This window comes from Ruoffia sp. FAM 24228, from assembly GCF_045528575.1.
Classification (GTDB): Bacteria; Bacillota; Bacilli; order Lactobacillales; family Aerococcaceae; genus Ruoffia; species Ruoffia halotolerans.
In genome coordinates, this window is the sequence record NZ_JBGQQZ010000010.1 from 24642 (window position 1) to 46049 (window position 21408).

Sequence of the window (21408 nt, forward strand, 5' to 3'; positions counted from 1 at the left end):
GATTACATGCAAGATAGTTCATATGGACCGTTGAATACAACGGTTCGCGTACAAGAGACTAATCTCCTAAAGCAAAGTGACTATGACCGAATGTTATCAGCCAAAACCTATGAGGATGCTGTTCGAGTATTAGCCGACACCGGTTACCGTGATGGTATGGAAGAAGCGATTCAAACGAGAGAGTATGACGATATGTTAATGGATGAGTTGAAAGAAACTTACCAATGGATTATGGATCAATCGCCAAGTCCCGTACTTTCAGAATTAATGACTTTAAGCTATGCTTATCACAATATCAAAGTGTTATTCAAAGAAGAACTTACGGGTAAAGACTTTGACCAAACATTAATTGATATCGGGCTATATCCCATTTATGAATTTCGCCGTGCGGTTTCTCAAGGACAATCGGATGTTTTACCAAAATGGTATATGCAAAACATCAACAATCTAAGAATTGAATTTGCGGAGACACCTCGGTTGAATGATATTGATATTTTCGTAGACCGTGCTTACGTCCATCATTTGAAGCGATTATCGGAAGAGATTGCCGATCATGACGTAACACGTTATATTGAAAAGTTAATTGATAATACAAATATGTCGATATTCTTTAGAGCGATGGCCAATGATCGTGGTCGAACACACTTACAAGCAACAATCACTAACGAAGGAGCGATTTCAACAGATTACTTTGTTGAAGTGGCTGAAGGCGGGATGGAGAATGCGATTCGTGTCTTTTCAGACTCACCTGATTACCGTGATATTGTAGCTGAAGCAATGGATGATCAAGGAAAATTCTCCTTAAGACGCTTTGAACAAGCAATAGATAATGCAACGGAAACGTATTTACAACAAGCAAGATTCCTTGTTTTTGGTCCGTTACCTGTCTTAGCGTTCATTAGTGCGAAAGAGATTGAAGTGAAGAATATCCGATTGGTTTTAACAGGTAAAATTAATAACATTGAATCAGATATTGTTAGAGATAGGATGAGATTAGATTATGCAGTATAAAATCGCTATCGTAGGAGAGAAAGATACAGTTTACGCTTTCGGGATGTTAGGAATGAATGTATTTTATACAACAGACGCAAAACAAGGACGCCAAGTTGTCAAAGATATCATAAAAGATGATTACGGTGTGATTTTTATTACTGAAAATCTGGCACAACAAATACCAGATATTATTAAAAAATATGATGATGAATTCATGCCGGCCTTCATTCTAATCCCAAGTGATTGTGATTCTGAAAGTATCGGTTTACAGCGCGTTCAAGAAAATGTGCAAAAAGCCGTCGGTCAAAATATTCTATAGGAGGTATTATTATTGGATTCTGGAACAATCGTATCAGTATCTGGTCCTTTGGTAGTCGCAAAGGGCTTAGATAACGCAAAAATTCGTGACATTTGTTACGTTGGTGACGCTAACTTAGTTGGTGAAATTATCCAAATTCGTAACGAAAATGTTTACGTACAAGTTTATGAAGAGACTTCAATGGTCGGTCCTGGAGAGCCTGTAAAACCTACAGGAAAACCATTATCAGTTGAATTAGGACCTGGATTAATTGCTGGAATGTTTGATGGTATTCAAAGACCACTACAAAAACTAGCAGAATTATCAAATAATTCATTCTTAGACCGTGGAGTTCACTTACCAGCTTTAGATCGTGAAACAATTTGGAATTTTACAAAAAATGTTGAAGTTGGAGACATGGTCGAATCAGGAGATATCATCGGTGAAGTTCCTGAAACTGATGTTATCTCACATAAAATTATGGTACCTGTAGGTACAAAAGGAACAATTAAATCAATTCAAGATGGTGAATTCAAAGTAGAAGATACTTTATACACTGTTGAATTAGAAAATGGTGAAGTGAAAGAATTTAACATGATTCAATCTTCACCAATCCGTGAAGGACGTAAAACTGCACGTAAACGTACACCTGATGAGCCATTAATTACTGGACAACGTGTCATTGATACATTATTTCCAGTAGTTAAAGGTGGAGCAGCAACCGTTCCTGGACCATTCGGTGCAGGGAAGACTGTTGTACAACATCAGATTGCTAAATGGGCAGACGTGGACATCGTTGTTTATATCGGTTGTGGTGAGCGTGGAAACGAGATGACAGAGGTTATTAACGAATTCCCAGAACTAGTTGACCCACATACTGGTAAATCAATTATGGACCGTACAATCTTAATTGCCAATACATCAGATATGCCGGTTGCGGCTCGTGAAGCGTCAATCTATACAGGGATTACAATCGCAGAATATTTCCGTGATATGGGTTACTCTGTTGCCGTTATGGCGGATTCAACTTCTCGTTGGGCAGAGGCATTACGTGAAATCTCAGGTCGTTTAGAAGAGATGCCAGGGGACGAAGGTTACCCAGCTTACTTAGGTAGTCGACTTGCAGAATACTACGAGCGTGCTGGTAAAGTAGAAACTTTAGGTAAACCAGAACGTACAGGGGACATCACAGCGATTGGAGCGGTATCACCTCCCGGAGGAGATACATCTGAACCAGTAACACAAAACACAATGCGTGTAGCGAAAGTGTTCTGGGGACTAGATGCAACGCTTGCTCGCCGTCGTCACTTCCCATCAGTAAACTGGTTAACATCATACTCATTATATTCTTCAGATATGAATATTATTATGGGTAACCGTTTAGGAATCGATTGGGATTCAATGGTTAAACATACGCGTGCTTTACTACAAGATGAGTCTGAATTAGAAGAAATTGTTCGTTTAGTAGGGGTTGAATCTTTATCAGATACAGACCGCTTGAAATTACAAACAGCCGCAATGATTCGTACAGACTACTTACAACAAAACGCTTATGATGATGTGGATACATTTACGGACTTAGAGAAACAAGCTCAAATGTTACAAACAATTCTTTATTTTGAAGAGAAAGGTCGCGAGACTTTAGAGCTTGGAGCTTCAATTAACAGTATCTTAAATGGAACAGTTAACTTAAGAGAGCGTATCGGACGTATGAAATATATCGAAGATAACACAGAAGCGCCTTACGCAGAAATTCGTAAAGCGATTGATGATACGTTAAGACAAGTGATGCAAGATGGAGGTGAGGTCTAACGTGTTAAAAGATTATAGAGGTATTACTGAAATAGTCGATCCGTTAATTACGGTTCAAGACGTTGAAGGAGTAAAATTCGACGAACTTGTAGATGTTCAATTAGGTAGCGGCGAAACACGTCGAGGCCAAGTACTAGAAGTTAAAGACGATAAAGCTGTCGTTCAATTATTCGAAGGTTCAGCAGGAATCAACAAAATGGATACAAAAATCCGTTTCTTAGGACACCCATTAACATTAGATGTGTCTGAAGATATTATTGGACGCCGTTTTGACGGTATGGGACGAATTGCTGATGGTGGACCAGATTTAATTCCTGAGAAATCATTAGATATTAACGGGCAAGCAATTAACCCGGTTAAACGTCTGTATCCAAACGAATTTGTTCAAACAGGAGTATCAACGATTGACCATTTAAACACATTAGTTCGTGGTCAAAAATTACCAATCTTCTCTGGATCTGGACTTCCTCACCAAGACTTGGCTGCACAAATTGCACGTCAAGCGTCGGTAGTCAATTCAGATGAGAAGTTCGCGGTTGTTTTCGCAGCTATCGGGGTTACTTTCGAAGAGGCAGAATTCTTCATTAATGACTTTACTGAAACTGGTGCGATCGACCGTTCAGTTGTATTTATCAACTTAGCGGATGACCCAGCTATTGAACGTATCGCAACACCACGTATGGCTCTGACAGCCGCTGAATATTTAGCGTTTGAAAAAGACATGCACGTGCTTGTAATTATGTCAGATATGACTAACTACGCGAACGCATTACGTGAAGTATCAGCAGCACGACGTGAAGTGCCGGGACGTCGTGGTTACCCAGGTTACTTATACACAAACTTAGCGACACTTTATGAGCGTGCAGGTCGTATCGAAGGTTCTAACGGATCAGTGACTCAAATTCCAATTGTTACCATGCCGGAAGATGATATCACTCACCCGATCCCTGACTTAACCGGTTATATTACTGAGGGACAAATTTTATTATCTCGTGAGTTGTATAACCAAGGTATTGAACCACCAGTAGATGTTTTGCCATCATTATCACGTCTGAAAGATAACGGGATTGGGGAAGGTAAGACACGTGCGGACCACGCATCTACTATGAACCAAATTTTCTCTGCGTATGCTCAAGGTAAAGAAGCGAAAAGTTTAGCTTCTGTATTAGGGGACTCTGCCTTAACGGACAGTGACTTGAAATACTTAGAGTTTGCAGATGAATTTGAACAACGTTACGTGAACCAAGGTTACTACACAAACCGAACAATTGAAGATACATTAGCAATTGGTTGGGACTTATTAGGTATCTTGCCACGTACAGAATTAACTCGTATTAGTGAGGAACACTTGGATCAGTACTTACCAAAGACTGAGGAAGGGTGATAAGCGATGGCACAACTAAACGTTAATCCGACAAGAATGGAACTTGCTCGTCTGAAAGACCGTTTAGCATTAGCAACACGCGGGCATGATGTCTTAAAAGACAAACAAGACGGGTTAATGCGTAGTTTTATCGAATTAATTCGTGAGAACAATGCCTATCGTCAAGAAGTTGAGGGCCACCTGAAAAAAGGAATGCAAAACTTTTCCTTGGCAAAAGCTTTACTGCATGAGGAATATTTAGAACAGATTTCTTTAGTCCCTCAATACGATGTAACGGTAGATGTTCGTAAGGAAAATATGATGAGTGTAAAGGTGCCTAAAATGCACTTCAGTTCAGATGACCAAGATGATCAGTCACTGAACTATGGTTACATCAACTCGAACGCAGACTTAGATGAAACTTTACAAGAATTCAGTGATGTTCTACCTAAAATGTTAAAACTCGCTGAACTTGAAAAGACGAGTCAATTATTGGCGAATGAAATCGAAAGAACGCGACGCCGAGTAAATGCCTTACACGAACGAACAATTCCAGACTTGGAAGAAACAATCAAAACTATTCAAATGAAACTTGACGAAAACGAACGGGCAGAAATTACACGTCTGATGAAAATCAAAGATTTCGATCAAGAAGATTAGTTATAAAAGAGGAAACCCACCAGATCGGTGGGTTTTTTCTTGTTTTATGAGGGATTTATGGGTCGCGGGGCGTCGTGGAGTGTCGCGACGTACCGCAAATGCGAATGCGGAGTGTCGTGCTCCCTCACGACGTCCCGCAATTGAAAATACGGAGTGTCGTGCTCACTTACGACGTCCCGCAATTGAAAATACGGAGTGTCGTACTCCCCCACGACGTCCCGCAAATGCGAATGCGGAGTGTCGTGCTCACCCGCGACGTCCCGCAATTGAAAATACAGAGTGTGGTGCTCACCCGCGACGTCCCGCAAACACACCATCCCTTCCCAGTAGCGCATAAAGTTAGTCACAGCAGCGCTTTCGTGATACTATTATGGTTAAAGGAGTGATTGTAATTGATGGAAAATTATATTTTAAATGATGGGTTTGCGATTCCTAAAGTTGGCTTAGGAACTTACGGTTTACGAGGCGAATTAGGAGTGCGTCAAATTGAAACGGCGATTCAATCTGGTTACCGATTAATTGACTCTGCGTATAATTATGAAAATGAAGGAATCGTAGGTAAAGCCATTCGCAATAGTGGGGTGTCCCGTGATCAAATCACATTAACATCTAAATTACCGGGTCGTTACCATGAGTATGATAAAGCAATGATTGCGATTCAAGAATCGATTGCTCGAACTGGCCTAGACTATATTGACTTATACTTAATCCACTGGCCGAATCCAATAGAAGATAAATATGTCGAAGCCTGGCAAGCATTAATTGACGCACAAAAACTTGGCCTTATTCGCTCAATAGGTACATCAAACTTCTTACCAGAGCACATTGACCGTTTAGAAAAAGAAACTGGTATTTTACCAGCAGTAAACCAAGTTGAAACTCATCCAAACTTTAATCAAGAAGCACAACGTGAGTACGATGCATCTAAAGGTATCATTACAGAAGCTTGGAGCCCAATCGGAAGAGCGGCTGACATGATGTCGAATGATTTAATTACAGATATCGCTCAAGCACATAATAAAACGGCATATCAAGTCATCTTACGTTGGCACATCCAAAGAGGATTTTTACCCATTCCAAAATCAGGAAATTATCAAAGACAGCGTCAGAACATTGATATCTTTGATTTCAATTTATCTGAAGGTGAAGTAGCTAAGATCAATTCTATGTCTCATGAAGATGGCCGTCAGAAAGATCAAAATCCAGCAGAGTATCAAGAATTCTAAATTAAACACAAAAGACGAATCCGCAAGGACTCGTCTTTTGTTATTTGAGAATACCCGCCTAGTGTTGTTTTAATCACACTTATGATAAAATGACTATAAAGTACTAGTTAGTGAGGGATAGATATGGGAATCAAAATAGATCCACGTGTCGCTAGAACACGCAAAGCCATCATCGAGTCATTTATACAATTATCTGAAAGAAAACCCTTCGAAAATATTTCAGTCAAAGATATTACTGAAGAAGCTTTAATAAACCGAGCAACTTTTTATAATCATTTCTTAGACAAATATGATTTAATGGAGAAAGCTTTATTTGAAGATGTCCAACTGAAATTGAATCGTGAAGAGTATAGTGAAGTTCAATTAAATGAAGACTACATTGTCTCTCTTTTTGAAAAGTTATGTTCCTTCCACATGCGCTTGGCCACACAATGCCAACGCTCATACATTGTGACAATCAACCAATTAGTCGTGGATCAACTTAAAGTCATTCACTCACAACAATTGAAGAAACACTTTGAATCACTCGATGAAGAAGAAATTCACAAAATAGCAACCTTATTCGCATCAGGATTATTCTCGCTATCACAAGAATGGTTTGATGACCAAGATGCAGAAGAACCTGCCACATATGTAAAAGACGCGATTCCATTTTTAAAAGTATTCATTAAGCAATAAAAAATAAGCTCCCAGGACAGTAAAATGTCAGGGAGCTTTTTATTATAAATTATGTATGAAAATCTATGCGTGGTGCAATTAAAAAATACATAATTAATCCACCGATGGTCATCACGATAAACTCTGATAAAGCTAAGAAGGCATAAGTTTCCCAGAAGAAGTCCGAAAAGCCCATATACATTAACATAGCCGCGATAATGAACATTGTAAATGTAAAGACAAGAGTCATCACGCCGTAACGAATAATCATTGGGTCTTTAACTTTCTTACCAAAAGCTTTCACCGCTAAATTACCTAAGTAACGTGCTAAAATTAATGAAACGAGTGTATGGAAACTCCCAACAACCACATCAACAATCGTAGATTGCATGGCATTCACGATGAATACCCCCAAAGTAATTGAAGCGATGTAGCGTTTATTATAAAGTCCCATAAAGTTTAAACCTTCTGAAATTCTAAACTGAATGGGTCCATAAGCCACTGGAGCAACGAACATGGTAATGACAACATATAATGCAGTCACTAAGCCAGCCTTAACTAAACCTTGTGTATCAAAACTAGAGTAACTATCGACATGATGATTATTTCCCATTTTTTATCAATCTCCTTTATAGTCATAGCATTGCTATGCTAGTAATAACTACGGCCAAAGGACAGGAGCATATTCTGCTGAAGTGCCATAGTACTATTCAGTCATCATCTAAACAGCGTTATATAGTTTACATTAAAAAGCCTTTGAAGACAACAAAGGTTTAACGTAAATAATAGCCACTATAAGTAAAAATTAAGGAGAGGCCACAGAACTTATGCTACAATGATTATGAAAACAGTTACATAGAAAGGTGAATATATGAATACATTAAAATTCCATGATATGACGCTGACTTGGTTAGAATCAACTTCAACACTGAATGATGCAGGGAACATGTTCGGACCGGTGCCTAAAGCCGTCTGGTCTAAAAAGTATCCAAACAATGATCATAACCAAATGAATTCCGTTGAAGACCCTATCCTCATTCAATTTAAAAACACCAATTACTTAATTGATGCTGGATTTGAAACGAATAAGTTCAATAAAAAAGACTGGCGTAATATCGGTGTTCAAAATGAAACAAGACTAACTGAAAGTTTGTCTCAACTAAATTTAACACCTAAAGACATCGACGTCATCCTCATGACACACATGCATAATGACCATGCGAGTGGTTTAACTCGCGCAACTGAGGAGGGTTTTGAATCAGTCTTCCCAAATGCTACGATTTATATGACAGAGATCGAATGGAAAGAAGTACAAAATCCCAACGTTCGTACTAAAGGAACCTACCTCAAAGAAAACTGGGAACCCATTCAAGAACAAGTCAAAGTGTTCAAAGATAGGATTGAAATCATTCCAGGTATAGAAATGTTTCATACAGGTGGACATTCAAATGGCTTAGCAATAGTTAAATTGACTCAAGAAGACGAAGTTCTACTACATCTGTCAGATTTACTCCTTACTGTAGCGTCAATGAATCCAGCATGGGTAAGTAGTTACGATGACTATCCTATGGACACTATCGCTGCAAAGCAAAAGTGGTTACCCGAAGCCTTTGAGAATGGCTATAAACTAATCTTCTATCATGATGCGTATTATTGCATGCTGCAATTTGATCGAGATGGCAAAACAGTCATTGATTACCTAGAAAGAGAGAAAAATCCAATCATTGAATGGCCGGAAAATATTGGGAAATTAACTTAAAATAGGGTGTGTTTTATTTTACAAGCATAGGTCGTTGTAATACAATAGATTTATGAAGGAAAGATGAGCAAACAATGAGAGTGGGTATGATTTTCATGATGACTTTAAAACTAATAAAGACTAATCATAAGAATTTTGTGACTCATTCATTATCGCTTCATTTAACTTCACAATTACACACAAGAAAAACCTCAGTGCGAAAAGTTAGAACTGAGAGTATTTGTGATCTTTCTAAACTTATTCATACATTCCAAACGAGTCTCTATGCACGTAGTGCGTAGGGGCTTTTTATGTGTCTCAAGGGCTTAGAAAGAGGTCGTGGTTGGTGTTGCTTATTGAATACGGCATGCTGAAGGGAGTGAAAAGGATTGTTTTTGACCGACACTATAAAGAAAGGTTAAGGTGATCCAGATGCTTAAAAAAGCAGTATCTCGCTATTAGGCGTAACTTAATATGATGAAAATGATAAAATGATTAAAATGGATTGACAAACTCTAATGTAAGCTGTATAATTCTAATTAACAAATCAATGGAGGACTAAAGATGAATTCAAAACTTATTTCACAACATAACCGTTTCTTTTTTAGCAACTTTAGATAGTGTTTGTATCTTGCCTAATTGGATACAAACACGTACAAGCGTTTGTTTGTATCTATGAGGTGCTAAAAAAGTGTGGAGCCCGCATAGATTATTCTAGAGATTATAATCTTTGCGAGTGTGAGATAAGATGCGTTCTTCATTGAGGGACCTATTTAATTTCTTCCTGCCTAGCGAGATTATATTTCTCGCTAGGTTTTTTTGTCGCTTTTAGTCAAATCAAAAAGGAGAAATTAACATGAAAAAAATTATTAACCTATTATTAGTTGTCAGCTTAGCATTAATGAGTATCCTATACGGCTCATCAACAACAGTCAGCGCACAAGACCGAGAACCCATTAGCGTCGGGATATTACAATTCAATGTCCACGGATCATTGGATGAAAACTACCGAGGCTTCATTGAAGGCTTAGCAGAATTAGGTTATGTTGAAGGAGAAAACTTGACGGTCAATTATGTGAACGCTGCAGCAGAAGTTAGCCAACTTCCATCACTCGCAAGCAGTATTGAAGCAGAAAGTGACTATTTATTCGCTATTGCGACACCATCTGCACAAGCTTTAGCAAATACAACTCAAGATAAGGTCATTTTATTCTCATCTGTAGCGGATCCAATTGGAGCCGGCGTGGTGGATTCCTTAGAAGAACCAGGACGCAATTTAACTGGAACAACAAATATTGGACCCATTGAACAACAAATCAATCAAATTTTACTCCCATTAGTACCAGAAGCAGAAAAAATTGGTTTAATTTATAATTCGAGTGAAATTAATGCCCAATACCAAGTCGATATCGCGGTACCAATCTTAGAAGAGCAAGACATTGAACCAGTCATTAAGACAATCTCATCAACAAATGATATTAGCCAAGCAATGAACGCCTTAGTTAATGAAGAAGTGGACGGAATTTACTTAGTAACAGATAACTATATCGCTGCATCGATGGCACTTGTCGGAGAAATCGGAAAAGAAGCGGGTATTCCAATGGTCGGTGGATCGAATGATATGATTTTAGAAAACGGTCTAGCAACTTACGGACTAGATTACTATGAACTTGGTGTTCAAACGGCCGAGATGTTAGTTAGAATTATCGATGAAGACCTTGACCCAGCAACAACACCTGTAGAGTTAGCTAACTACTTAGAACTCGTTGTTAATGAAGATTACGCAAATGCTATTGGCATTGACCCACAAGAAATTTATGATTTAATGAAAGAATAAAAACGCAATGACAAATGAATAATAACAATTCTGACAGCAAGAAATGATAAGACTTTTCATGACTTGCTGTCGTATTGTTTGTATAGAAAACGATACCACGGTATAATATTTATAATAAGTAAGAGACTATTTAAGGGGGAACTACCATGGATGAAAAATTTGTATATGCAGTCTATGACAGAATCGAAGAAGCGAATAAAGCAGTTCAAAATTTAACAGATGCCGGAATACCTGTGAGTGCAATCTCACTCTATGCAGACGATGATGTTGTGGAAGAAGCAAATCAATCCGCGAGTGTCGTTGAGTTAGAAGAATATGATGATGACGATGACCATAGATCATTTTGGAATCGAATCGCTGATTTCTTTGGATCTGACGACGGTGAGGATGAGAATTTCCCAGTTGATTTAAAAGGTTATCAAAATGAACTTGATGACGACAAGATATTAGTCGTCGTAGAGAAGACTTATGAAGGCGAAGCACTTTCAGTGGATACGAATGTAAATGTTATGGAAGAAAATGATCCCAACCAAGTAGAGACATTCACACAAAGGAATGACTATCCAACACCAGATGAAACAACTGATTCAGAAAATGCAACAGTTATCGCAGGTGATATGGGTGCAGAAACTGACTACTCTAAAGAGCATCAAAAAGATAGCACTCAAGTAGACTCACAAGTTGACCCAGACGACCGTCAATATACTGTCACTGAAAATGTTCAATACGATGAAAGTAATAAAGTAGCAGGAGATACTGCACGAGAATCAGAAGAAGCAGAAGCCCACTATACAAATCTTAATAGGCAACCGCAAACTGACCGTGATGTAGCAAACAAATCGTCAAATGACGTTACTTACACAGAAGATCCAGTAGCTGATGAAAAGTTACGTGCGGATAGAAAAGAAGGTGGCGTTGCTGGAGATATAGGTGACTCTTCCGATTATTCACAGTACTACCAAAAAAATCAAGAAGCAGCTACACCGACTTCATCCACAGACTACCATGATGAAGATTATTATTTAAAAGGTGAAGAAACAAGACTGGAAAGAGAGTCTGAAGGGAGGCGCAGTGATTTCATGGGAGTAGGAGACAGCAAACGTCCGGTATCAAACCGTTCGAATAATGATCCGAGACTGGGAGAATTTGAAGATGAGATGCGTCGACATGACGATAATCCTCCAGCAGATGAAGAGGGCGTAAACCCTGAACAGTATGGAGCAGAAGATAAAAGCCCTCAAAACTTTAATACACTAAGCCCAGAAGACACAAATGGCTATGCAGACCAAGAAGAAGGTCATCCATTGGGTGAATTTGAAGATGAGATGCGTCGACACGACGATAATCCCCCAGCAGATGAAGAAGGTGTAAACGCAGATCAATATGAGGACGATAAATAATTGAATTTTAATTTAGAGCTCGTACTTGAGGCAATTCAAGTACGAGTTTTTTTTACAGCGAGAGTCATTTACTATAGAAAAACGGTAGATTTTTGAAAGTGAAATCAATATAATGTGGCCACTATAAAAACATTGATGGAGGATTATTTATGACGACCGTGAAAGACGAGAAACAGGGGACCATCTTGAATAAAGTACTAGATGCTTAAAAAAATATATTCGCACCAAACTTAGGAGCCTTAAGTGCGGCTGGTATTCTATAAGACTTCACAATCTTGTTACATACATACGGATTAATTCAAGAAGGTCGCGCAGAATATATTATCCTAGAAACTATCTCAGGGTGCAGTGCTCTACTTCTTGCCTGTCCTACTCGCTTATCCTGCGGCAAAAGTATTTAATACAAACCAAGTATTCGCAGTCTGTGTGGCCTTATTCATGTTACACCCAACGACAAGTCAAACTTAGCTTTAGCTGGTGCAGCATTAGCAGTCATGATTAAATCAAATAATTCAAGTTACAAGCAATACTCAGTGACAGCAGTTGTAACAGCTGCTTTAGGAGTTTCGCAACCGGCTTTATATGGTATCGCCATTCCTTATAAACGCGTAATGATCGCAAGTATTATCGGCGGTTTAGCCGGAAGATTTTATGCCGGTATTGTTGAATTCTATTCTTATTCCTTTGTAAATCCAGAAATTGCTGCACTTCCAGCCTTTATCTCCCCAGATGGATCATTTGAAAACTTAATTAACAGCATCATTGTAATGATCCTGGCATTCGGAGTTTCATTCTTAATTGTCTTATTCGGTAAATTTGAAGACATGCCAGATGCAGAAATTGCTAAAATCGTAGGAGAAGAAGAGAATTAATTCAGAAATTATGAAACGAAGCCATAGCGGTGGCTTTTTTTATATAAAATAGCAACTGTAGATAGAAAAACATTCGTAAATATTTTTAAAATTTCATATATATGGCAATATATAATTTGCACATAATATGCGTCTTATTTGAGTTGCTAATGAAATGTTATATAATAGAGTTGTAGTCAAAAAAATATTAGGAGTGATACAATAATGAAGAAATCATTGAAAAGTTTTGCATTGTTAGGAATGGCCGGATTAATGTTAACTGCCGTTGCGCCACACGTGTCTGCCCAAGATGATTCTCAAGAAGCATCTACTTCTGAAGAATCAGTTAGCTCAGAAGAAAGTACTGAAAGTACAGATGAAGCCCAAACTGAAGAGAGTGACTTACAAGTAGCCCTTAATGATGCAGTAGTACTATTCCAAGAAGAATACCCTAATGCAGAAATAGAAGAGTTAGAAGTTGAATTAAGAAATGAAGAATACCGAATTACGATTCATGGATTTGAAGATAATATTGAATACGAAGTGGACTTTAGTGTAGACCCAGTAGAAATTACTGACCGCGATGAAGATAATGAAGACGATAATGATAACGATGGTGAAGCATTAGTCTTAGTAGACTTAATCACCATTGATGAAGCATCTGAAATTGCTTTAGAAGAGGCTGGCGAAGGAACAATCACTGATTGGGACTTAGATAGCGATGACGGAAGAGTCCGTTGGGAAATTGAAATTGATGGTGTAGAAAATCCAGATCAAGACGATGATGATAACAAATTACACATTGAAATCGATGCAGAAACAGGAGATATCCTAAACGTTGAATTCGATGACTAAACAATAGTATTTAAGGAGGCTTGAAAAAGCCTCCTTTTTTTGCTGTGTACAACTTTTAATATAAATATATAGAAATATTTATATTAAACTTCTGCTTTGTCTATCTTAACTTAAAAATGATGATATAATTGTTACATATAATATGAAGGAGTGACATAGATGAAGAAATCTTTAAAGACCCTTGTTGTAAGTTTACTAAGTGCGAATTTAATTGTTGGATCGATGGCAACCATTGTTATGGCTGAAGAAGGTGGAGAGGATGCTAATATTACGACCCCTTCAGATAATTCGGACGAGACAGGTGGCGATACTGGCGGTGAGACTGGAGATAATGATGCACCAAGTGAACCTGGAAATGACGGGGATACTTCAGACTCTGGTGAGACAGAAAATCCAGGGAATTCGGTTGACCCAGGGGACAATGAGAATCCAGGAGAATCCGAAAGTAGCCAAGAATCCGAAAGTAGCCAAGAATCCGAAAGTAGCCAAGAATCTGAAAGTAGCCAAGAATCTGAAGAGTCGAAAGAATCAGAAGGATCAGAAGAATCTGACGAATCTGACGAATCTGATGAATCTGATGAATCAACGGACGAAGGTACAGTTACACAACCTACTTATCCAGTAGGACCACCAAGTTCATATGTTCCACCAAGAACGGTTCCTAGAACACCAGTATCAACGAATACAGAAGTATCGGAAACACCGATCGCTACTCAATTTGGAATCAATTCAAATGTTGAGAACTTAGAATCATTATTAGCAGCCTCTCTTGAAGATCCTAACTTTGTATTAGCTTGGGAAGATTACCAAACATTAATCAATGACTTTGAATTAAAGGATATTACTTCTGAGCCAGCTGCAATGGGAAGCACATTTGATGAAATCTTAACAAACTTTGAAGGTAATGCTATTCCGGAACAAACAACCACTGAAGATGGACAAAATGTATTAGTCTTCAATTATTCTGAAGAAACGGAAGAAGAAGAAGGAACTGTACCTGCGCAAATCATCTTAATTGGTGACGAAGCTGGAAACTTAATTGGATCAGCACTTCTACAAGCAAGTACTGCGCAAACAACAAATGAAGCTGTGAGTGCAGAAACAATTCAAGGCTTGGTTGATCAAGAAAATGCGGGATTATATGCTCAAAACTTATTTGTCACTGCTTTATATCAGTTATCATCAAATGATGTAACTTACACTACAATTGCGACACCAAGTGAAACTGAAGGTGTATACGAATTTATTACTTTAGACAATCAATTTGTTTTAAGTCATACTACTGTTGAACAAGCAGAAACTTCATTAGTAAATCAGCTGCAAGAAACAGTTGCTTCATATATAGAAGATTTAGGTAATCAAGAGGTTGAAGAAGCAAGTGAAGAATCGGCTGAAGAGTCTGTTACGGACGAATCGATAGAAAGCATTGAGGATGATTTCTTGACACGTTTTGCTCCGGTAACTTATAACGAAGATAAACTACTAGACTATGAAAAAATAAATACTGGGTATAATGACCTACTAGGGAAAATTGAGAATGATACATTAACTATTAATTATGAACAGATTATTAATTTGCTTGGAGAGCCAACAGATTACTTTGATACCGCAACATCTTCATTTTTCAGTTACTATTCAATTGAAAATGAGAGAGTCAGTATGTTAGATATTCAAATAGATTCGGAAACTAACAAAGTAGTTTCTATAATATATGATGTCAGAACTCCTTTATTATTAGACAATTTCCCGGTTAATACTGAAGGTTTGTTTGAACTTGCGAAAGAAGATATATCTATATCTAAGTTAATTGAAACTTTAGGTAATCCATTAATTATAGAACATAATTTTAATGAAAACCAACAAATTAGATATGTTTGGACTAGCGTGACAGATCCAGAAATGAGGAATATTGAAGCGTATGAAGATGCTGCCACAGGTCAGGTTGAGCTTTATTACTATGAGCAAAATTAAGATAAATTTTTAAAGTCTTAAGAAATTCTTAATTAGTTGTTGTATTTTTTAAAAGATGAGTTATAATGTATTTAAGGCATAAGGATTATTGCACGAAACGTGTTAACAATGTCGAGGTACAATTAGTAAATTGCTCAAGCCATTTAAGAACGTGAAGATTTGTTGAATGTCAATAATAACAGAAGTGTTACAAAAATGTATCAACTTGTAAAATCGATTGACGATAAAAATAAATCTTGGTATACTTTTCTTAAGATGAACTTAAGAAATTCTTTATTAAGTTAAAGAATTGAATTATGGGAAGTTTATCACTTAGGCATGTTAAACTTGCCAGTTGTAATGTCACTTAGGAGAAACTTATAAAGTAGATCTCGAATTATTAGGAGGAAATTATAAATGAAAAAATCATTAATTAAATTAGTTGCAGTTTCATCTGCAGCATTAGCATTAGGTGGAGTAGTAGCCCCAGTCGTACAAGCACAAGAGTTACCAGATTACGTTCAAAGTACTGAGTGGAACTTAGAAAAAATTGCTAAAGCAATTGAAGAGTTCAATACACGTTCAGGAAACCGTGCTGATTTAGCAAGTGACTTAAAAGCAAAAGAGGCTACTGAAGCTGAGAAAAAGACTGCTTATAGCGATGCTGTAAAAACTCGTCAAGAAGCTGAAGCTAAATTAGCTGGAGCTAAAACTGATTTAGCGGCTGCTAAAGATGCAGCACACAACGCTGCAGTTGAGTTACGTGATACATTAGCTGCTCAAAAAGTTGATATTGACGCAATCATTGCTCACTACAATGAAGAATTAGAAGGTGAACGCACTACCCGTAAAACTGCGGCTGCAAACGAAAAAGCTGCTTTAGAAACAGAAGCAACTAACACTGCTGCTGAAGCAAATAGATTAATGGCATTAATTCCAGCTGATCCAGGAGCTGTCGATGATGGAACTGCAGACTACACTGAGCGTAAACTTGCTTATGACACTGCTGTTGAAGCTTATAACGCAGCAAAAGCTGCTGCTGATACTGCCGCAGCTGTAAATGCTGAATACGACTTAGAAGCTGTAAAAGATTCAATTGATACTGATGTTGATGAAAAAGTTGATGCAGCTCGTGACCGTGTATCTAACTATTATGAACACAATGGTGAGTACTTTGAAGACTTAAACGGTGTATTAACTCAAGCAATTAAGCGTGATGCTGACGCAAAAACTGTGTTAACTAATGCTGAAACAGCTGTATCAGATGCTACAACAGAATTAACTAATGCACAAACAGCGGAAAACACAGCGGCTCAAGAATACAAAGCTGCAAAAGAAGCTTCTCGTTTAGCTAAAGTTGCATACTCTTCTAACGAAAGTGCAATCCGTGAAGTATTATTAAGCTTACGCGCACACGCTGATGCTGAGCAAATCAAAAACGGAATCACAGGTGGACGATTCACTGATAAACAAATCGAAGAATTTGAAGCTGAGTATGGAAAAACTAGTGAACAATTACAAGATGAAAAAGATACTTTTGAAAAAGCAAAAGAAGATGCTGAAACTGATTTAGAAAACATCAAAGATACTACTGATGTAACAGATAAAGAAGTTTTAGATCCTTCAAAAGACGACGAGAAATCTAATGTAGTTGACCCAACTGAATCTGAAAATACAGGTGACGAATCTTCAGACGGCGAAGAAACTCCAGACGAAGAAACTCCAGGGGAAGACAACAACAACGGAAACGGATCTAACAATGGTGGATCTAACAGCGGTTCTGGACAAGCAGAATTACCAGAAACTGGTGAGTCTTCATCATACGCAATCTTTGGAGCAGCTGCATTAGCAGTATTAGCTGGTGTTGGTTTAGTAGCACCTTCATTCAAAAAAGAAAACTAATTTAAATAATTAGACTTTAAGACCAAGCTTCGGCTTGGTCTTTTTTATGTGCACATTTTTATAGAATAAAGCAAAAAGAGTATATATGACTAGTCAGTCCGTCCAATATCATTTACAATTAATATAATGACAAGGAGTGAGTGATAATGCTAAGTCAAGTAAATATAGGTTTATTTATTACCGGCGGAATTGCCAGTTATAAGATGGGTGAGTTAGCGCGCCAATTAATTAAAAAAGGAGCTAACGTTCGGGTGGTTATGAGTGAAAGTGCTCAGAAATTTATTACACCACTAACTTTACAAACATTAACTAAACATTCAGTATTAACAGATACTTTTGATGAACATGATCCTGCATCGATTCAACATATTAATATTGCTGATTGGTTAGATCTTGCTTTAGTTGCACCAGCAACAGCGAATATAATAGGAAAGATGGCTAATGGTATTTCAGATGACGCTGTGTCCAGTACATTAATGGCAGTAAATAATTTACGTGTGATCGTTCCGGCAATGAACACTAAAATGTTTGATAATCCAGCAACTCAAGCGAATATTAGTCGCTTAGAGTCTTTTGGTTATGTCGTTATGGAACCTGACGAAGGATTTTTAGCTGAAGGTTATAGTGGAAAAGGGCGTATGCCGTCTGTAGAAGACATTGTTGAGATGGTTGAGTACCAATATATGTGTCATAATTCTCCACAATGGCTTGAAGGACAAAAAGTTGTGGTAACTGCCGGTGGAACAGTTGAAAGAATTGACCCTGTACGCTACATTTCAAACGATTCATCTGGTCAGATGGGGTTTGCGATGGCAAGAGCGGCAAGTTTTTATGGAGCGGACGTTACTTTAATCTCAACTAAACGTGATTTAAAGGTGCCTCATAATATTACAGCAGTTTATGTGGACTCTGCAGTTGAGATGCAACAAGAGTTGAATAAATACTTTTTAGATACAAATTATGTGGTGATGGCTGCAGCAGTAAGCGATTATCGTGTCCTTAACCGTGCGGATCAAAAGATTAAGAAAGAAGCAGGTAATGATAATTCATTCCAACTTGATTTCGCTGAGAACCCAGATATCCTTGCAACACTTGGTAAAGAGAAGAAGAACCAAGTTTTAATTGGCTTTGCGGCCGAAACTGAGAATTTATCTGAGTATGCTTCAGGTAAATTAAGAAAGAAAAATGCGAATTGGATTATTGCTAATGATGTATCAAATAAAGGCATTGGTTTTAACTCGACGCATAATGAAGTGTTAGTTATTGGAGCAGATGGAACTTATGAAGAAATTTCTGTGCGTTCTAAGTTAAATGTTTCTTTAAAAATTTGGCGCATTATTCTTGACCCAAACCATACAACTAATTAGTCGCTGTCAGTTCATCTTAAGTTCGGATGGATATGATATAATGACTAAGTAACTTTACTTCGATAAAGGAGAGTATAATGACACTACAAGTAGATAATTTATTTAGTGGGTACAGACAAGTACCTGTATTGAAAGATGTTAATTTCTCAATTAAATTTGGAGAAATCGTTGGTTTAATCGGATTAAATGGTGCCGGAAAATCAACGTTATTAAAGACTATTCTTGGTTTGATAGAACCACAACAAGGGTCAGTGAAGATTAACGGCCAATCAATTATTGATAACCATAAAGATTATGCACAAAATATTGCTTACATTCCAGAAACACCGATTTTATATGAGGAATTGACTTTAAGAGAGCATATTGAAATGACGGCCCTTGGATATAACATTCCTGTTGATGTCGCCATGCAGCGTGCGGAACCTTTATTGAAGATGTTTAGACTTGACAAGAACCTAAACTGGTTCCCAACGCATTTTTCAAAAGGAATGAAGCAAAAGGTGATGGTAGTCTGTGCATTAATTACAGATGCAAAAATTTTAATTATTGACGAACCATTCTTAGGCTTAGATCCCATTGCGATTCGTGATTTTACTAATTTATTAAAAGAGCGTGCAGCTGATGGAACAGCTATCTTATTCACAACGCATGTGTTGAGTATTGCGGATGAGTTGTGCGATTACTTCTTAATGTTAAGAGCAGGAGTTTTAATCGGTCAAGGTAATGTCTCGCAGTTGAGAGAGCAATTTATGATGCCGGAAGCTTCGTTAGACGATATTTATATCGCGATGACTGAGCAAGAGGAGGCGCTTTAATGGGTGACTTCAAAAGCTTATGGCAACAGCGCTTTTCAAATTATTTAAAGGAAATTGGTAAGTATGCAAGGCTAATCATGAATGATCACTTTTCAATTATTATGCTAGTGATCTTAGCTTTTGGTGCATTGTATTACCGTGAATTACTGATTCAATTACAAGCTTTAGACTTAAGTGTTATTCGTTGGGTAATTATCCTGAGTGTTGTCATTTGGTTGGCAACGATATTTCAATTTGGACAGCCGATGTGGTTTACGAAGGATCCTGACAAAAGTTATTTGTTTGCTCGAGGAGAAGAGTGGCATAGTTATTGGTTGAAAGGTGCTTTAGTATCTTTAGTCTTACCAGCGATTATTATTTCACTCGGAACAGCAATGATTATGCCGTTTCTAGATTTGATTTCTGTTTGGAGTTTGAGCCAAAGTTGGTTGCTGATTCTTTATATGGTTGCCTTCAAAGCAGTCAGCTTTTCGTTACTGTATTTAGATATTTTTAATTTAGGCTTCGCTCAGATTATTGGGCGACCTCTATCCAGATGGCATCACACTTTATTAGTTGCAGTCGCGTTATTCATAACGTTTAGTTTACCTGTGACATTTAATATATACATACCTTTGGTGATACTTTTACTCTTGATTGTTTATATCGCCTGGACGATGACTCAAAGAAGTAACCGCTGGGTGGCTTTTGATCATATTGTGGAAGAAGAGACGCGTCGTGAGGCAAGTTTATATAAGTGGATTTCGATTTTTGCGGATGTACCTCACTTGAGACCATCGATTAAACGCCGTCCATATTTAGATGGGGTACTGTCATTCATGAAGAACTTGAATAATAACCGCTATTCATTCTTATTCTTGAGAGCTATATTTAGAAATAATGCATACAGTGGTGTTTGGCTACGCGTAACATTATTTATTTCAGTACTGATTATGATGACAAGTAACGTTTGGATGTTATTAGGAATGGGTATCTTGAGTCATGTACTCACGTTTATCCAGCTAGTTCCATTGATGAAATTATATAGTAATCAACCTTTTCAAATTATTTATCCAAACCGAGAAGGGTCTATTGTTAAGGCATTTCAAGGAACATCTTTGGTCATTGCCTTTATTCAATTGCTTGTGTATGCAGTGATTGCTGTATTGACTCAGCCACTAACACTTCAGTTAGCTTATATTATTATGGCTTGGATCGCAGTGGCGATGTTGATGATATTCTTATATGTACCATGGTGGTACAAAAAACAGACAGATTAAATAGGGAAGCGCTCAACTATGTTGGGCGCTTTTTTGAATTGGAATGATAATTGTGTCCCTGAGAAAATTTCAGGGCACCAAATTGCGAAAAACCATCTTTGAGAAATTCTCAAGGACCTAAATCCCCATAATTCCAAAATTCACAGCCAATGCCAACTCTGTTATATTATTGAGTTTAACATTTCATAATAATCTATTTCACAAACTATTCATTGTGTTCCCTAACTTGCAAATTTTTACAAACCCGAATTTCTGGAATTGCCTACAAGTAATGATTAAAAGATTATAACTTTGGAATAAAAGGATTTTGTAACAGCGGTTAATAACTTAAATTCAATTTTCACAAGCTTATAAGCAATTATTATAAGGATATTGAATAGGATGGAAACTCTGTTATGCCAATAATCTAGCTGTTTTCACAAAGT

The 21408-nt window shown here is 37.5% G+C and carries 18 protein-coding genes; 17 read left to right on the plus strand and 1 reads right to left on the minus strand.

What is annotated here, in order from left to right; translation table 11 throughout:
- Positions 1 to 6: 6 nt before the first annotated feature.
- From ACEN33_RS02975 to ACEN33_RS03005, 7 genes are all read left to right on the plus strand, one after another.
- A complete protein-coding gene (locus ACEN33_RS02975; protein ID WP_138404716.1) occupies positions 7 to 1011 on the plus strand; it encodes a V-type ATPase subunit in 1005 nt (334 codons plus the stop codon).
- Entirely contained in the window at positions 1001 to 1312 is a 312-nt protein-coding gene (locus ACEN33_RS02980) for a V-type ATP synthase subunit F (protein ID WP_138404715.1), read from the plus strand. Before ACEN33_RS02975 ends, ACEN33_RS02980 begins: the two co-directional genes overlap by 11 nt.
- A 12-nt stretch (positions 1313 to 1324) precedes the next feature.
- Positions 1325 to 3103: a V-type ATP synthase subunit A gene (locus ACEN33_RS02985; protein WP_138404714.1), complete on the plus strand. Its 1779-nt coding sequence runs from the start codon at positions 1325 to 1327 to the stop codon at positions 3101 to 3103.
- Entirely contained in the window at positions 3087 to 4487 is a 1401-nt protein-coding gene (locus ACEN33_RS02990) for a V-type ATP synthase subunit B (protein WP_138404713.1), read from the plus strand. Before ACEN33_RS02985 ends, ACEN33_RS02990 begins: the two co-directional genes overlap by 17 nt.
- Positions 4488 to 4493: 6 nt before the next feature.
- Positions 4494 to 5126, plus strand: coding sequence for a V-type ATP synthase subunit D (locus ACEN33_RS02995; RefSeq protein WP_407089335.1), 633 nt, complete (start codon positions 4494 to 4496; stop codon positions 5124 to 5126).
- A gap of 395 nt (positions 5127 to 5521) precedes the next feature.
- On the plus strand, positions 5522 to 6352 hold the full coding sequence (locus tag ACEN33_RS03000; RefSeq protein WP_407094527.1) for an aldo/keto reductase: 831 nt from the start codon (positions 5522 to 5524) through the stop codon (positions 6350 to 6352).
- A gap of 123 nt (positions 6353 to 6475) precedes the next feature.
- Positions 6476 to 7030, plus strand: coding sequence for a TetR family transcriptional regulator (locus ACEN33_RS03005; RefSeq protein WP_407094528.1), 555 nt, complete (start codon positions 6476 to 6478; stop codon positions 7028 to 7030).
- A gap of 49 nt (positions 7031 to 7079) precedes the next feature.
- Here ACEN33_RS03005 and ACEN33_RS03010 read toward each other — a convergent pair whose 3' ends face one another.
- Positions 7080 to 7622, minus strand: a complete 543-nt coding sequence (locus ACEN33_RS03010; protein WP_407094529.1) for a QueT transporter family protein — start codon at positions 7620 to 7622, stop codon at positions 7080 to 7082.
- Positions 7623 to 7880: 258 nt separating this feature from the next.
- Here ACEN33_RS03010 and ACEN33_RS03015 point away from each other — a divergent pair, with 258 nt between their 5' ends.
- The 10 genes from ACEN33_RS03015 (at position 7881) to ACEN33_RS03060 (ending at position 20983) form a co-directional block, all read left to right on the plus strand.
- The gene (locus ACEN33_RS03015) at positions 7881 to 8768 is read left to right on the plus strand and encodes an MBL fold metallo-hydrolase (RefSeq protein ID WP_407094530.1); all 888 of its coding nucleotides are present in this window, start codon (positions 7881 to 7883) and stop codon (positions 8766 to 8768) included.
- 835 nt (positions 8769 to 9603) lie between these two features.
- Positions 9604 to 10584 (plus strand): ABC transporter substrate-binding protein, encoded by a 981-nt coding sequence (locus ACEN33_RS03020; RefSeq protein WP_407094532.1) that lies wholly within the window; start codon positions 9604 to 9606, stop codon positions 10582 to 10584.
- Positions 10585 to 10730: 146 nt separating this feature from the next.
- Entirely contained in the window at positions 10731 to 11984 is a 1254-nt protein-coding gene (locus tag ACEN33_RS03025) for a hypothetical protein (protein ID WP_407094534.1), read from the plus strand.
- Between the two features lie 494 nt (positions 11985 to 12478).
- The gene (locus ACEN33_RS03030) at positions 12479 to 12856 is read left to right on the plus strand and encodes a hypothetical protein (RefSeq protein WP_407094535.1); all 378 of its coding nucleotides are present in this window, start codon (positions 12479 to 12481) and stop codon (positions 12854 to 12856) included.
- Positions 12857 to 13060: 204 nt separating this feature from the next.
- Positions 13061 to 13690, plus strand: coding sequence for a PepSY domain-containing protein (locus tag ACEN33_RS03035; RefSeq protein WP_407094536.1), 630 nt, complete (start codon positions 13061 to 13063; stop codon positions 13688 to 13690).
- A gap of 159 nt (positions 13691 to 13849) precedes the next feature.
- The gene (locus tag ACEN33_RS03040; protein WP_407094537.1) at positions 13850 to 15661 is read left to right on the plus strand and encodes a hypothetical protein; all 1812 of its coding nucleotides are present in this window, start codon (positions 13850 to 13852) and stop codon (positions 15659 to 15661) included.
- A gap of 396 nt (positions 15662 to 16057) precedes the next feature.
- A complete protein-coding gene (locus ACEN33_RS03045; RefSeq protein ID WP_407094538.1) occupies positions 16058 to 17542 on the plus strand; it encodes an LPXTG cell wall anchor domain-containing protein in 1485 nt (494 codons plus the stop codon).
- Positions 17543 to 17688: 146 nt separating this feature from the next.
- Positions 17689 to 18909, plus strand: a complete 1221-nt coding sequence (gene coaBC / locus ACEN33_RS03050; protein ID WP_407094539.1) for a bifunctional phosphopantothenoylcysteine decarboxylase/phosphopantothenate--cysteine ligase CoaBC — start codon at positions 17689 to 17691, stop codon at positions 18907 to 18909.
- A gap of 77 nt (positions 18910 to 18986) precedes the next feature.
- Positions 18987 to 19724 (plus strand): ABC transporter ATP-binding protein, encoded by a 738-nt coding sequence (locus tag ACEN33_RS03055; protein WP_407094540.1) that lies wholly within the window; start codon positions 18987 to 18989, stop codon positions 19722 to 19724.
- Complete coding sequence (locus tag ACEN33_RS03060; protein WP_407094541.1) at positions 19724 to 20983, plus strand: ABC transporter permease; 1260 nt, start codon at positions 19724 to 19726, stop codon at positions 20981 to 20983. Before ACEN33_RS03055 ends, ACEN33_RS03060 begins: the two co-directional genes overlap by 1 nt.
- The last annotated feature ends 425 nt before the right edge of the window (positions 20984 to 21408 follow it).

Bases quoted from the DNA above. Each gene is read 5' to 3' on its own strand.
- ACEN33_RS02975 (WP_138404716.1), top strand. From the start codon at position 7: ATGCAAGATAGTTCATATGGACCGTTGAATACAACGGTTCGCGTACAA.
- ACEN33_RS02990 (WP_138404713.1), top strand. From the start codon at position 3,087: ATGGAGGTGAGGTCTAACGTGTTAAAAGATTATAGAGGTATTACTGAA.
- ACEN33_RS03000 (WP_407094527.1), top strand. From the start codon at position 5,522: ATGGAAAATTATATTTTAAATGATGGGTTTGCGATTCCTAAAGTTGGC.
- ACEN33_RS02980 (WP_138404715.1), top strand. From the start codon at position 1,001: ATGCAGTATAAAATCGCTATCGTAGGAGAGAAAGATACAGTTTACGCT.
- ACEN33_RS03045 (WP_407094538.1), top strand. From the start codon at position 16,058: ATGAAAAAATCATTAATTAAATTAGTTGCAGTTTCATCTGCAGCATTA.
- ACEN33_RS03005 (WP_407094528.1), top strand. From the start codon at position 6,476: ATGGGAATCAAAATAGATCCACGTGTCGCTAGAACACGCAAAGCCATC.
- ACEN33_RS03020 (WP_407094532.1), top strand. From the start codon at position 9,604: ATGAAAAAAATTATTAACCTATTATTAGTTGTCAGCTTAGCATTAATG.
- ACEN33_RS03010 (WP_407094529.1), bottom strand. From the start codon at position 7,622: ATGGGAAATAATCATCATGTCGATAGTTACTCTAGTTTTGATACACAA.
- coaBC (WP_407094539.1), top strand. From the start codon at position 17,689: ATGCTAAGTCAAGTAAATATAGGTTTATTTATTACCGGCGGAATTGCC.
- ACEN33_RS03030 (WP_407094535.1), top strand. From the start codon at position 12,479: ATGATTAAATCAAATAATTCAAGTTACAAGCAATACTCAGTGACAGCA.
- ACEN33_RS03035 (WP_407094536.1), top strand. From the start codon at position 13,061: ATGAAGAAATCATTGAAAAGTTTTGCATTGTTAGGAATGGCCGGATTA.
- ACEN33_RS02995 (WP_407089335.1), top strand. From the start codon at position 4,494: ATGGCACAACTAAACGTTAATCCGACAAGAATGGAACTTGCTCGTCTG.
- ACEN33_RS03015 (WP_407094530.1), top strand. From the start codon at position 7,881: ATGAATACATTAAAATTCCATGATATGACGCTGACTTGGTTAGAATCA.
- ACEN33_RS03060 (WP_407094541.1), top strand. From the start codon at position 19,724: ATGGGTGACTTCAAAAGCTTATGGCAACAGCGCTTTTCAAATTATTTA.
- ACEN33_RS03025 (WP_407094534.1), top strand. From the start codon at position 10,731: ATGGATGAAAAATTTGTATATGCAGTCTATGACAGAATCGAAGAAGCG.
- ACEN33_RS03055 (WP_407094540.1), top strand. From the start codon at position 18,987: ATGACACTACAAGTAGATAATTTATTTAGTGGGTACAGACAAGTACCT.
- ACEN33_RS03040 (WP_407094537.1), top strand. From the start codon at position 13,850: ATGAAGAAATCTTTAAAGACCCTTGTTGTAAGTTTACTAAGTGCGAAT.